Raw genomic sequence first — 13,842 nt, 5'->3', positions numbered from 1 at the left:
AAACGAGGTCGCGATGGCCATAATCAACGTTGATTGTGGTATCTTGTCGGCATGATTTTGTAGAGACCAATGGAGACAAACCATGCGAAGATTCTGCCGCGGGCTAACCCCATTGCTCTTGACGGTTATGCTTGTCCTGGCAGGATGTTCAGACAGCCCCGCACCGGTGTCCAGCGGTGACAATGATGAGAAGCCATCCTACCCCGTTACCTGGCGCTTTGCCCTTGAGGAAATTGAAGGCAGCGTCCAACACCGTTATGCCCTTGAATTCAAGGACCGTATCGAGCGTATCTCTGATGGCAACATCCTCGTTGATGTTTTTCCCTATGGCTCTATTGGCACGTCACTCCAACTGACGGATCTGGCCCGGGAAGGCTCCGTCCATCTCGCTTTCGCCTCCCCCGGCCACCTAGCCAACGTTATTCCCGAGGTGGGCGTGTTCACCCTCCATTATCTGTTGTCTGATGACGAAGAGGTGAATCGTGGCGTCCTTGCCAGCGATGATTTGAAGCAACTGTTCCACGAGCCTTACGAGGAGCAGGGCCTCAAGCTTCATGGTTTCGTACCTGAGGGTTGGATGGTCTGGACCGCCAACAAGCCCTTGCGGAGCCCCGCGGACTTCGACGGACTCACTATCCGCACCATGACGTCGGACATCGCTGAAGAGACCTATAAAACCTATGGCGCGACAACCAGCCAGGTTCCTTTTTCGCAGGTCTACAGCGACCTTCAGTTACGCCGCATTGACGGGCAGGCCAACCCTGTTTTCGCCATTGAAGAGATGGGATTCTATGAAGTCCAGGGTGTGATGACGTTTGCCAGACCTGCCCAATTTGTCACCTCCGTGGTTTCCAATACGTCGTGGTTTGACGCCCTTCCCGAAGACCAGAAACTCTGGCTGGAAGATGCTATGGATGAGATCGCACCGCTGGCTTACGAGGTACAGGCTGAACTCAATGCAAGCCGTCTCGATACCATCAAGGAAAACAGCAGCATCCGTGTGGTTGAATTGACCGAGGAGGAGCGGGACCGCTTCCGTGAGGCCAGCCGGCCGGCCCGCAAGGCCTATATACGTATGGCTGGTGAGCGTGGAGCAGCCATCCTGGACCAACTCCTGACAATGGTCAGCACAACAGAGTCCGCAATACCAGCAACGGATACGACCGCCCAATAGCGCTATTCAGGCACCAGCCAGCTGCTGTTCGATGACAGGCCCAGACAGCGATCACCGGAAACCGCATCCATCATCTCCGCAAGCCGGGTGTCGAATCCCCAGGGCGGGTTCACCACCAGCACTCCGGACCCGGACATTCCACGTTGCGGGGCCCGGTTAAGTGCAACTTCGCTGCACAACACCTTGCGCACGGGCCCCTCAGACACCGCATCCTTTAATCGCTTGTGGGGGAAACCCGCCAGAATCGGATACCAGATCAGATACACGCCATGACGGCATTTCTGCCACGCTCGCACCAAGGTGTTCGCCACTTCTTCATAGTCGCTTTTGATCTCGTATGAAGGGTCCGTCAGCACCAGCAACCTTGGTTGCCTGGGCGGCAGATGGCGAAGCAACCCCTTTAATCCATCCTCCTGAAAGACCTTGACCCGGGAATGCCCGGCAGCCCACTGCCCCAGGGTTTCGCCTTCGGCGGGGTGCAACTCGAAGGCGGTCAGAGTGTCCTGCTCCCGCAGGTAACGGAGGAACCAGCGCGGCGACCCCGGATAGCTCGCCAATTGCCCGTCGTTCCCCTCCCCCGCGGCCAACCCGGCCAGGACGGCCTGCCAGCCGTCGGAATGCAGCTCGGCTCGAAGTGGCCAGACCTTCTGGATCCCTGCAGCGGCTTCACCGGTTTTAAGCGCCCTTTCTCCCGCAAGATCGTAGCTGGCACTGCCGGCATGAGTATCGAAGCAGGCAATAGCAGACGATTTGGCCTGCATCATCCTGACCGCGAGCGTTAAGGCAGCGTGCTTGTGAACATCGGCAAAATTACCGGCATGAAACGCGTGGAGGTAACTCAGCATTACAGACTCCTGACGATAGGGGCACCATTAGGCTACAGCAGGAGCAGAGTTGGCAAACATTTCCAATAATCCACATCCAGGCCAACAAAATTGAAAATCATTCTCACACCCGTTGCAACCACCCACCCGCTCCCTATAATGCGAATAATAATACGTTTTATTTAACTAACGGCGAAAGGACATCGAAATGGCTCTGCTCTCAAACGCACCACGCATTCCCCTGGCACTCGCTATCTCCGCGACGCTGCTGACAGCCTGCAGTAGCGGCGACGAAACCGCATCCTCGGCAGCAGAAGCCATCACCAAATCCGATGTCGTGGAACACTACGCCGACCTGGCCCATGCAAACTTTGAAGACGCACTGACCGCCGCACAGTCCCTCGACAGCACAGTAGACACCTTCCTGGAAAGCCCGACCGAAGAAAATCTGCAAAAGGCAAAACAGGCCTGGCTGGCTTCCCGGGTGCCCTATCAGCAGACTGAGGTGTTCCGCTTTGGTAACGCCGTGGTTGATGACTGGGAAGGGCAACTGAATGCCTGGCCGCTGGACGAAGGCCTGATCGATTACGTAAAGGAAGACGGCTACCAGTACGAATTGGGCAACGAGGGCGCTACGGCAAACATTGTTGCCAGCACGGAAATCAATATTGGTGGCACGACGGTCGACGCTTCCAGCCTGACACCAGACCTGCTGGCGGAGCTGAACGAAATCGGAGGCTCGGAGGCCAACGTGGCCACCGGATACCATGCTATTGAATTCCTGCTGTGGGGCCAGGACCTGCACGGCTTCGATCGCGGCGCCGGACAGCGTCCTGCGACGGACTACGCCCAGGGCGAGGAGTGCACCCATGGCAATTGCGACCGCCGCGCCGCCTACCTGGATGCCGCGACCGATCTGTTGATCACCGATCTCGAATGGATGGTTGCACAATGGGCACCCGGCCAGGAAGACAACTACCGCTCCCAGCTGCTCGCCGAAGCACCGGACGCCGCCATCCAGAAAATGTTCTTCGGCATGGGCTCCCTGTCTCTGGGTGAGCTTGCCGGTGAGCGCATGAAAGTCGCCCTGGAAGCCAATTCCTACGAGGATGAGCACGACTGCTTCAGCGACAACACCCACAACTCCCATTACTACAACGGCCAGGGCGTGGCCAACATCTACTCCGGCAGCTACACCCGGATTGACGGTTCTGAACTGACCGGTCCTTCCCTGTCCGATCTGGTTGCCGAGCTCAACCCGGAACTGAACGAGACACTGAGCCAGCAGTTCGAAGAGTCGATGGGGGCGCTGCAAACCATGAAATCCAGTGCCGAAGCCGAGTCAGAGCCGATGAAATTCGATATGATGATCGCGCCAGGCAATGAGAAAGGCGCGGAGATCGTAAACGGCGCGATTATGGCGCTGGTGGCACAAACCGGTTCCATTGAACAGGCCGCCCGCGAACTGGGCATCGACTCACTCGAGCCTGATGACGCCGGCCATACCTTCTAGCTGATCCACTAACTAGCTTATCCACTAAAAAGTAACGACACGTTGTAGAGAAACCATGCGCCAACGCCCCCTGCTACTGCTGACCTTGTTTTCGGGAGTGGCCGTAGCAGCGGCCTTCGCCATGGCTGCCGCCCAGGAACCTTATCCGATCCAGGCGACGGTCAAGACGGGGGGCGAAGGCACAGTGGATCAGTTCGATCACAATGCCTATTCCCTGCCCCAGGCTAACCTGTCCATGACCAGGCGCCTGGATTTCAGTGTCGGCAACAGTTTCTTCCGCAACCCCTGGGTCGAAGCCCCTGCCAGCACGGATGCCCGCGACGGACTGGGGCCACTGTTCAACACCAACTCCTGCCAGGGCTGTCACATAAAGGATGGCCGTGGACATCCTCCCGGCGCTGACGACAAACCTATATCGCTGTTCCTCCGCCTCGCCGTGCCAGCCGATCCCGAGCAGGATGCGGATATCCTGAAGACCCACGGATTCAAACCGGCCCCCGTGTACGGCAGCCAGTTGCAAACCGCCGCCCTGCCGGCCGCCAAACCTGAAGCCGATCTGGTGATCGACTGGGAATCGGTGACAGAGACTCTGTCGGACGGCACCGAAATAGAACTACGAAAACCGGTCTACCGGATCGAGAACCCTAACTATGGCCCACTCCCGGAAGACCTGTTGGTGTCTCCGCGGGTGGCTCCGCAGATGATCGGCATGGGTCTGCTGGAAGCCATACCGCTTGAAGACCTGCAAGCACTGGCGGATCCGGAGGATACGGACAACGACGGCCTCTCCGGCAAACTCAATCAAGTCTGGGACCTGGACAGCCAGCAAACCGTGCCAGGTCGATTTGGCTGGAAAGCCGCCGAACCAAACGTTCATCAGCAAAGTATGGGGGCGTTTGCTGGAGACATGGGGCTGACGTCCACCCTCAAACCGGCAACCGACTGTACGCCCGAACAGAACTGTGGGCGCTTCGCCAACGGCGGCAGCCCCGAAGTGAGCGACAAGGTGAGCAACTTCGTGACCTTCTATGCCAAAAGCCTGGCAGTACCGGCACGCCGTGACCTGAACAATGTGTCCGTTCAACAAGGTGCGGAACTGTTCAATGAAACCGGCTGCGCAGGCTGTCATACACCAAGGCACACGACCGGCATCGCCCCGGACCGCCCGGACCTCAGCAACCAGACCATATGGCCCTATACCGATCTGCTCCTGCATGACATGGGTCCGGCGCTTGCCGATGGTCGGGATGAATTCCTGGCCAACGGCAACGAATGGCGGACACCCCCGCTCTGGGGAATAGGCCTAGCTCAACGGGTCAATCCGCAGTCCGGGTTCCTCCACGACGGGCGGGCGCGAACACTCGAAGAAGCCGTGCTCTGGCACGGGGGCGAGGCCGGGCCGGCAGCTGAACGTTACCGTCAGATGCCCGTCGAAGACCGGGAGGCACTCCTGGATTTCCTGAACTCTCTCTGAGGACACGCCATGCGACCATTAACGAAAGCCGTGGGTATTGCCGCGCTGATACTGGTTCCAATTGCTGGGATGGCTGCCAACCAGACTGAAACGAACAGAAACGCGACACAACAATGGCACCAGGGAATTCTCGCAGGTTACCAGTCTCTGGCGGCCGAAGCGGGCGACTTGTCCGTTGCGGCTGTCGACTACTGCAGCGCGCCGGAACAGGCGGCACGCGAGACCCTTGAGCAAGCCTGGCTGGACACCTTCCTGGCGTGGCAGCGTGTCCGTTATGTGGATTTTGGCCCGGTGGAGAACGACAACCTTGCCTGGCAGTTCCAGTTCTGGCCCGACCCGAAAAACCTCATTGCCCGCAAAGCCAGCTACCTGCTGAACTCGGAAGACCCGATATCGGGTGAGGTCATCGCCGAGTCCGGCGTGGCCGTACAGGGTTTTCCCATGCTGGAGTACCTGTTGTACGACGAACCATTGAACGCCAGCGACAATGCCCTACCCGCGGAAAAGACCTGCGGCCTGCTGAGAGCGGTTGCCGGCCACATCGAAACCAATAGCCAGCAACTCCGTGATCAATGGCAGACGTTCCGCAAGGATTACCTGGCCACGGAACAATACCGCGACACCACCATCCGGGCCGGCATGGCGGCCCTGGAGATTCTGGAGGATCGCCGGCTTGCCCAGCCAATGGGGCTCCGTGGGAATGGCAAACGTTCTGTCTACGCCGCCGATGCCTGGCGTAGCGGCCGTAGCCTGAAGACCATGGAAGCAACCATCCATGGCCTGGAGCAGTCTTTCCTGCCGGGCCTGACACAGCTGCTAAAGGAAAGCGAACAACCGCAACTGGGTCCACGAATTGAAAACCAGTTCAAGGACGTTCTGGAGCACTTCCCGGAACTCCATCGCCCCATGACTGAGCTGCTTTCCAATGACGATGCCTTTTCCCTGCTCCAGGGCTTCTACGTTGACGTTTCCCAGTTAACCACTCTGATCAATGACCAGGCAGCGGTTGAACTCGGCGTCATTCGCGGCTTCAATTCCAGCGACGGCGACTGATGAGCAGCAACAGGCAACCCGGAGGTGCGCTCATCAACCGCAGACAACTACTGAAAGCGGGGATGGCCGGGGGGCTGGCAGCCACCCTGTCCGGCTGCAGTCTGCTGCCTCGAAAAGCGGATTACGCGCCAGATCAGTACGTCGGCGCCGTGGGACTGCCCGGGGGTAAGTTCGGCATTAGTGCCATCAACCGCAAAGGTCACCTCATATGGGAGTCACCGGTCGACACCCGTTGCCACAGCGGCTGTGCACGCCCGGATGGCTCACAGGTCATCTTCTTCGAACGCCGGCCCGGCTGGGCGTTTTACGGGTTCGACGCCCTCAGCGGTAACAGGACACATCGCGTCAAAGCCGCTTCCGGGGAACACTTTGTCGGTCACGGAGTGTTCTCCCCCGACGGCCGCTGGCTCTATGTCACCGCCAGCCGCTACAAGCCGGGGCAAGGCATTATTGCCGTCTATGACGCGGAGCAGAATTATCAGCGGGTCGATACCTTTGAGCTTCAGGGCATTGGCCCCCATGAGCTGACACTGCACCCAGACGGGGAAACCCTGGTGATTGGCCTGGGCGGTATACTGACCCACCCGGACTACGATCGCCTCAAGCTGAACCTCGACACCATGGAACCCGCGCTGATCCTGATGAACCGCCGCAGCGGTCGGATTATTGGGCGGTTCAACCCTGCCCATCACCAGCAAAGCGCCCGTCATGTCAGTACTGGTTCGAACGGCCGGGTGTACGTTGCCTACCAGTACCAGGGGCCCCTTCACGAGTCCCCCGCCCTTATCGCCCGGCTGGAAGGCGGTAAGCTTCAGGAAATCCGATTCGATGAGGATACCCAAGCAGCACTGGCCAACTACATCGCCAGCGTTGTTGCCCATCCCGAGAACGACCTTGTCGCTGCCGCGTCGCCGGTGGGCGGCACCGCCGTGGTGTTCAATGGCATCACCGGCGAACTGCTGGCCAGGGCGTCCATACCCGACTGCGCTGGCGTCCAGGCCTTGGCAGGAGGCGATTTCCTGATCTCCTCCGGACGCGGAAAACTGGTGCGTCTGGGGCAGGACACTCAATCACGACAAATCGCCGATCTGCCGGTCCAGTGGGACCACCACCTGGTCTGAATCACCGGCAACGCTGCCCTCCTGCCTTAAGGCAACTCGCCTTAGCTGGTATCCTTATAAGCCATTTGTTCAGGAGGACGGCAACTTGCCCGCCAGAAACAAGGACACCCTCGACCAGGTTTACAGCCTGATTGCCAACGAAGAAGACGCCCGGGTTTGCACGGACATCCCCGATGAAGCCTGCCGTGAGGTGCCACGCAACTTCTTCCTGATCCTCGGCAGCAACGTGCTGACCAAACTGGGTGACTTGCTGATCAGCCCCAAGACCGTGCTGGCTTGGCTTTTAAGCGCGATTGGGGCACCTGCCCTGGTGGCCTGGCTGGTCCCGATCCGTGAGTCCGGCTCTATGATTCCGCAAATGGTGATCGGTGCCTGGGTCCGGCGCAAGCCTGTGCGTAAATGGTTCTGGACCCTGGGAAGCTTTGGTCAGGCGGCCAGCGTTCTGGGCATGGCAGCGAGTGTCTGGTTCCTGGAGGGCTATGCCGCGGGCGCCGGCGTGGTGGGTGCATTGGTGCTGTTTTCCCTGGCCCGGGGATTTTGCTCGGTGTCCATGAAGGACGTGCAGGGAAAATGCATCCCGAAGAAACGCCGAGGGCGGCTGTCTGGCCTGGCCTCCACCATCGGTGGGACCGCAACGGTCATCCTGACCGCCTTGCTGTTCTGGGACCGGGGTGACCCTGGCGTACTTTTCTACACCCTCCTGCTCTTGTTGGCTGCCTGCCTCTGGATCATTGCCGGCTTTCTATTCGCCTCCGTTGACGAATACGAGGGCGAAACCGGCGGTGGTGGCAATGCCCTCGGTGACGCGCTCAAAAGCCTGTCCCTTCTCAGGGACGACGCGCCCTTCCGGCACTTCGTGATTACCCGTGCCCTGCTGTTGTGCTCGGCGCTGGCGTCACCCTACTTCGTCGTGCTCGCACAGAAAAACTCGGACACCGGCTGGCTTCTGGGCGTCTTTCTGCTGGCAAGCAGCCTCGCCAGTTCCATCAGTGCCAGTGTGTGGGGTTGGATGGCGGACGAGTCCAGCCGTCGGGTAATGATTCGCGGTGCCATTGTCGCCAGTGGCGCCTGCCTGACGGTGGGCCTGACCGCTTTGTTTGCGGGCGAAGCAACCTCCAGCGTCTGGTTCTATCCCGCGGGGTTCTTCGTGCTGAGCATTGCGCATGCGGGGGTTCGACTGGGACGTAAAACGTATCTGGTGGATATGGCCGGCGGCAACAAACGCACCGACTATACCTCCGTGAGCAATACCGTTATTGGGGTGCTGTTGCTGGCGACTGGCGGGCTGACAGCGCTGGTATCGATGATATCGGATGTAGCGGTGATACTGACGCTGGGCGCCATGGGGCTGGCCGGTGCCATCAGCGCCACCCGGTTAAGGGAAGTGACCGAGGATCAGTGAGGTTCCGGTGGCTTCCCGTCATTCAAAGCCAGGGCGCCTTTCACAATGCGGTAGATGATCCAGATGGAGATACCCAGCAACACAAACCAGCCAACGATCAGTGGCGTCGTCACAATGCCAATCACCGTCCATAACAGCCCGATCCAGAAGGTTCGTATCTGCCAACGGAAATGAGGCTCTATCCAGGTGCTCTTTACGTCATCGAGCTTGACGTAATTGATGATCACACCCACCAGGCCGGTAATGCCACCGACAAAGAACGACAGCGCCTGCAGGATATAAACCAGCACCGCCAGGTTGCGGCCTGGCTCTTCACGTCGTGCTATGGGGTCTGCATTGGCGGGGATGTATTCGTGCTCGGACAAGTCACTCTCCTCTGGCTCCACACCCGCAGTGTATCACAGCAACAGGAGCCGGAAACCGCCAGAACTTAGCGGTTGTCCGGTTTGTAACCCAGGCGGAAGCCACCCCAGTGCTTGCCATTCACGTAGATCGGCACTGACAGGTCATGCATAACCTCTCCGGTATCCCGGCGGTAGGTCTGTAGCAGCATATTCTGGGTATGGCTGCCACACCGAGCACCGGTGCGGTCGTTAAACAGCCGTTTGCTGCGACTCTTTACCAGATCCACTTTCGGGTCGCCCGTTGGCGCATGGGCGAAATCACGGTTGTGGGTCGGCACATAGCCATCCGGCGCGGCGGCAATCGCGAAGACCATCGACGGGTGGGCCCCTTTCACCGCTTCCTGAACGGTGGGCAGTTGCTGATCGGTGAACCGATCAAAGCTGCTGGAATACTTCTGTGGATCGGTCTTGGGAATGGGAGTTCTTTGCTTATCAAACAGGGCGCTTTCTGCCAGTTGCCCATCGCGAACCGCTTTTTCAAAGAGCTTTCCAATCCGGTCCGCACCCTGCCGGGCCTGGTCGTAGAAGAAGCGGTGATAGCTTTCATCGCTGTTCAACGCAAATGCCGCGTTGGCCTCTTCCGCCAGTTCCATCAGTGTCGCTGCCTGCTGGGCAAGCGACGCAACGCTGGTATCGCTCTCGGTAATCTGATCCCGAACCGTTTCAATGGCCGACGATACCTGCTGCAGGCTCTGCTCGTTGTTCTGGTCAATCTCGGCAATGCGCGCCACCTGCTGCTGCACACGGTCAGACTGATCACGAATCTGATCAAGGCGCTCGCCAACGCTTTCAACTGACTCCAGGCCGGATTCAACGCTCTTGGCCAGGTCCTCGATCCGCGAAACAATCAGGGAGGTATCGGAACGTATTTCCTGCAGCGTTTCGGCCACCTCACCTGTTGCCTGCGCGGTTCGCCCGGCCAATTGTCTGACCTCGTCGGCAACCACCGCAAAGCCCCGCCCCTGGTCGCCGGCACGAGCGGCTTCAATTGCCGCGTTCAAGGCCAGCAGGTTGGTTTGTTCCGCGATGCTCTGAATGGTGGTGGTGACACCCTGGATCTTGTTGGATTTCTCGTTCAGTTCCTGAATTAACCTGAGGTTCTCGCTGGACTGCTCGTGCACGGCTCGCACGCTATTGATGGCAGAGGTCAGCGCATCACGGCCCTCAACGCTCACCTGACGGTTCTGCAGAGCCATGGTCGCAGCATCGGTGGCCTGCTGGGCGGATTCACGCACACTCTCGGTAATCTGACCCGCGTACTCCGCCATCTGTGCAGTTTCACTGACCTGTCGATCCAGGCGGTTTTTTAGTTGGTCGGCCGCGTGGGACACCTGGGCCGCAGAAATGGCACTTTTATCGGCACTGCCGGACAGGGTTTCCACCAGTGCCCGCCCTGCTTTGGCGTCCGCAAGGAGGCTTGCACACTGTTTGCCCAGCGGACTATCCGCTGGCAGCTTACCGGCGTTGAGCTGCTTGATGGAACGTTCAACCGGTTCCAGAACGCGTAACACCAGATACGCGGTGGCGACGGCCAGGCCAATAACCACGCCCGCCACCAGCGACGCGCTATCCAACCCTATCAACGGCGCCACCAGGAAAGCCCCAAAGGCGACGACAACGGCGACTGACACCCCCACAACCAGAACAGGCCGACTGAGCAAACCCATATCCACCTCTTTATTTTCATTATTAGTGAATGCATCTTTTTTGACGATTACTCGTGAGAGTAAAGAATTGACCTTTACTTATAACTGCTACTTTAGTTGACCAATACTGGTTTTACGGCAGATCGATGAAAAACTGAAACAAAAAAGCCGTAACGCCGGAGACGTCCTGTTGGAAGAATCCGGCGTTACGGCTGGCTCTTGTCGGTGTGCGCCCGTGGCGCCTCTATCAGGCGATCAGGCGCCGATCACACCGCCATCGTCCTTCGTTACGATAACAGTGGCGTCGCGGGGACGGGACTCGGCCGCGTTCGGCCAGTTACCATCCGGGTGCTGGATGTTCACGAACATGGTCTTAACGTCCGGTGTGCTGACAACGCCAGTTACTTCACAACCTTGGGGCCCGACGAAGAAGCGCTTGATTTCACGTGTCTCCGGATTGGCGGCCAGCATCATGTTGTTGAAGTACGGGTCAGCATCAGAGCCATCGGTCTGGATCCACAGCCGGCCATTGTAGTCAAACCAGAGGCCATCCGGGCTGTTGAAAATATTATCATCGTTCAGGGAGACGACGGCCTCACCATCGACAACAGTTTCCGTACCCTGCTCGCCGGCGAAGACAAAGATATCCCAGTCAAAGCTGGTAGCCGTGTGATCGCTACCTTCTTCAGTCCAGCGAATGATGTGGCCGGTGGCATTGGGAGAGTTCGGGTTGGCGGCGTTGACGTCGTCGAACCCTGGCTGGCCCCGGTTCGAGTTGTTTGTCAGGGTGAAATAGACCTCGCCAGAGTTGGGATCAACGGCACCCCACTCCGGGCGGTCCATCGTCGTAGCACCGGCAATATCGGCTGCGAGGCGGGTATTCAGCAGAACATCAGCCTGGTTCTCAAAACCGTCGAACTGGATATCGCCGACCATGCCGCCTTCAGCCGCAGCAACCTTGCCGGCGAAATCCGCGTCGTCCAGATCCAGCGCCAGCCAGTCACCAGAGCCATCCTCGTTGAAGCGGGCAACGTACAGGGTACCCTCATCCAACAGGTAGCCACCGGCCGTCGCGGCGTAGTAGGGCTGAGACGACACAAACTTGTAGATGTACTCGAAACGGGAATCGTCACCGGAGTAACACACCACCGGCTCACCTTCCTTCGCCGGCGCAAAGATGACGCCCTCGTGACCAAAGCGTCCCAACGCAGTGCGTTTCTGGGGCTTGCTTTCCGGCGTAAACGGATCAATTTCAACCATGAAGCCGTAGGTGTTGGCTTCGTTGCGATAATCATCTGTAGCCGCCGCTCCGGTCGTGCTCACATTGAACCGCACATATTGGTCGGCCGCACTGTCTGCCAACTCCCAGTCGTATCGGCTGGAGCTGCCAACACCATGTCTGGTCTGCTCGCGAGGCTGGGTCGCATCGCTATTGGCAAAGTAACCGTGCCAATTCTCTTCTGCGGCCAGATAGGTGCCCCAGGGCGTTGGGCCCATCGCACAGTTGTTCAGGGTGCCGCGAGTTTCGGTCGCGTCGGGACTGTAGGTTGTGACCAGCTTGCTGTAACCACGTACCGGGCCACGAATGTCCATCTCGGTGTTGCCGGTAATGCGACGATTGAATGGGCTGCCGAAGACGACGTCCCAGGTACCGTCGGTGTCACGCTTGATGTGAACGACAGACACACCGTGAGCGGCAATTTCCTTGCGAACCTCATCGGCGGGTCGCACGCCACCGTTATCAGCAGCATTGGTCGGGCCATTGGCATGAATGAAGTCCTGCTCGATGTACTCATGGTTCATCACCAACAGGCCTTCCGTTGAGCTGTTGCCACCGGCCTTCTGGTCAATCGGGAAGAAATGGAGACCATCGTGGTGCATTCCAACCTGCTGTTCCTGATCGGCACCGGTATTGGTGCCATCGGCTTTATACTCGGGATAGGATCCGGTGATCGGGGTGCCCCAGGGAAGAAAAGCCACGGATGAGTATCCCTCGGGAACAACGACTTCATTGTCGCTGGATACGGCAACCGCCTTGAAACCAAGATCCGTATTGGCGGAACTTCCCCCTGTGGAGGAACCGTTGTCATCGTCGTCATCACTGCCACAGCCAGCCAGGCCCAGCCCCATAACGCTGGCCAACGCGGCGCCAACGGAACCTTTCATAACGGTACGGCGCTGCATACGGGCCGCGAGGACCTGATGAAAGGGCGTGTTGCTTGAATGGTTGACGACGGGCTCGTAATTGGGATCCAGGTAGTTGGGATCCAGGTCATGCTTTGCCATGGTCCTGCTCTCTCTCGGGTGGGTTATTGGTTTTCGAGAGAACAGTGTCGGTGGGTTAGGTGACAGATTTCAGACAGTAAAAAGACAGTTTCTTTAACAATTTCTTACAACCAAAAAAGCCTGCCCATAAAGGGCAGGCCACAGACGCAATCTTATTGCATGGAGTCGCCGGCTTCCTCAGCGGCTTCGCCCATTTCCTCACCGGTCTCTTCCATTGCTTCGCCAGTTTCTTCGGCGGCATCTCCAGCAGCGTCCTTGGTTTCGTCCCAGGCGCTGTCATTCTGGCCGGTGGCATCTTCGTAGGTCTCTTCGACCGCATCGCCAGCGTCATCCGCCATTTCCTCAACGTTGTCGCCGGCTTCCTCGAGATCGACGCCTTCGTTGTCATCCTGGCTGCAGGCCGCAAGGCCCAGCGTCATCAGCAGTGCCAGTGCGCTCAGTGTCAGCTTGTTCATAACTGTGTCCTTTCTTTGGCGTGTGAAAACAACAGCGACAAGTCTACGGCCGTGACGGAGCGGGCACAATTACTTGGGAATTACGTTTTTGTTAGCAGCGACAATAAGTTAGCGAAAGCAATAACCTGTAGCCATTAATTGGCTCCGGCTACGACCTTACCGTCCAGTGTCAGCACGTGATCAAGGCGAACCATGTGCCCCCGCCCAAGAAAAACAAACTCCTGGCCAGCGCGACTGAAGAGATCGCGGATGACATCGTGGGTCGTACAGATCTGACCGGCATCGTCGCGATAGACAATCTCGGCCAGTTTTGAAGAGGTCAGATACTCCCGGAGCAAACTGTGAATTTCACAGCGTACCGGGCGATAGGCATTGGAGGCGTGTCCCGACGTCATGGCAGCTTCTTCCCTGTGGATGCAGCAGGATAGGAAAGCGCCCCGGTACGCTGAAACCTGCGTTCCGGGGCCAGCCTACAGTCTGGTTTAGATTG

Annotated in this window: 12 protein-coding genes; 6 read left to right on the top strand and 6 right to left on the bottom strand. The window is 58.5% G+C overall.

Going from position 1 to position 13,842, the window contains the following annotated elements; genetic code table 11:
- The first annotated feature begins 82 nt into the window (after positions 1–82).
- Entirely contained in the window at positions 83–1,174 is a 1,092-nt protein-coding gene (locus AXW11_RS02230; protein WP_075197067.1) for a TRAP transporter substrate-binding protein, read from the top strand.
- Between the two features lie 2 nt (positions 1,175–1,176).
- On the opposite strand, the gene AXW11_RS02225 is transcribed toward AXW11_RS02230, so the two are convergent.
- Positions 1,177–2,019 carry a 23S rRNA (adenine(2030)-N(6))-methyltransferase RlmJ gene (locus AXW11_RS02225; protein WP_091640901.1) on the bottom strand — a complete coding sequence of 281 codons (843 nt, stop codon included), beginning with the start codon at positions 2,017–2,019 and terminating at the stop codon, positions 1,177–1,179.
- A gap of 187 nt (positions 2,020–2,206) precedes the next feature.
- Between AXW11_RS02225 and AXW11_RS02220 the strand changes: the two genes are divergently transcribed.
- From AXW11_RS02220 to AXW11_RS02200, 5 genes are all read left to right on the top strand, one after another.
- Positions 2,207–3,511 carry an imelysin family protein gene (locus AXW11_RS02220; protein ID WP_091640898.1) on the top strand — a complete coding sequence of 435 codons (1,305 nt, stop codon included), beginning with the start codon at positions 2,207–2,209 and terminating at the stop codon, positions 3,509–3,511.
- Positions 3,512–3,566: 55 nt separating this feature from the next.
- Positions 3,567–4,985, top strand: coding sequence for a di-heme oxidoreductase family protein (locus tag AXW11_RS02215; RefSeq protein ID WP_041332378.1), 1,419 nt, complete (start codon positions 3,567–3,569; stop codon positions 4,983–4,985).
- Positions 4,986–4,994: 9 nt separating this feature from the next.
- Positions 4,995–6,038, top strand: coding sequence for an imelysin family protein (locus tag AXW11_RS02210; RefSeq protein WP_091640895.1), 1,044 nt, complete (start codon positions 4,995–4,997; stop codon positions 6,036–6,038).
- Positions 6,038–7,159: a DUF1513 domain-containing protein gene (locus tag AXW11_RS02205; protein WP_036209568.1), complete on the top strand. Its 1,122-nt coding sequence runs from the start codon at positions 6,038–6,040 to the stop codon at positions 7,157–7,159. The genes AXW11_RS02210 and AXW11_RS02205 overlap by 1 nt, the downstream gene beginning before the upstream one ends.
- Positions 7,160–7,244: 85 nt before the next feature.
- Entirely contained in the window at positions 7,245–8,561 is a 1,317-nt protein-coding gene (locus tag AXW11_RS02200) for an MFS transporter (RefSeq protein ID WP_036209565.1), read from the top strand.
- On the opposite strand, the gene AXW11_RS02195 is transcribed toward AXW11_RS02200, so the two are convergent.
- From AXW11_RS02195 to AXW11_RS02175, 5 genes are all read right to left on the bottom strand, one after another.
- Positions 8,555–8,926 (bottom strand): DUF4870 family protein, encoded by a 372-nt coding sequence (locus AXW11_RS02195; protein ID WP_036209562.1) that lies wholly within the window; start codon positions 8,924–8,926, stop codon positions 8,555–8,557. The genes AXW11_RS02200 and AXW11_RS02195 overlap by 7 nt on opposite strands.
- A gap of 65 nt (positions 8,927–8,991) precedes the next feature.
- Entirely contained in the window at positions 8,992–10,632 is a 1,641-nt protein-coding gene (locus AXW11_RS02190; RefSeq protein ID WP_091640893.1) for a methyl-accepting chemotaxis protein, read from the bottom strand.
- A gap of 234 nt (positions 10,633–10,866) precedes the next feature.
- Complete coding sequence (locus AXW11_RS02185) at positions 10,867–12,897, bottom strand: PhoX family protein (protein WP_041332376.1); 2,031 nt, start codon at positions 12,895–12,897, stop codon at positions 10,867–10,869.
- 152 nt (positions 12,898–13,049) lie between these two features.
- On the bottom strand, positions 13,050–13,352 hold the full coding sequence (locus tag AXW11_RS02180; RefSeq protein WP_007154470.1) for a hypothetical protein: 303 nt from the start codon (positions 13,350–13,352) through the stop codon (positions 13,050–13,052).
- A gap of 134 nt (positions 13,353–13,486) precedes the next feature.
- Positions 13,487–13,747, bottom strand: a complete 261-nt coding sequence (locus AXW11_RS02175; RefSeq protein ID WP_041332374.1) for a hypothetical protein — start codon at positions 13,745–13,747, stop codon at positions 13,487–13,489.
- Positions 13,748–13,842: the final 95 nt, after the last annotated feature.

This window comes from Marinobacter sp. Hex_13 (genome assembly GCF_001566815.1).
Lineage (GTDB): Bacteria > Pseudomonadota > Gammaproteobacteria > Pseudomonadales > Oleiphilaceae > Marinobacter > Marinobacter salarius.
Note: the sequence above shows the minus strand (reverse complement) of the source record. Positions and strands in the feature narration are given on the sequence as shown.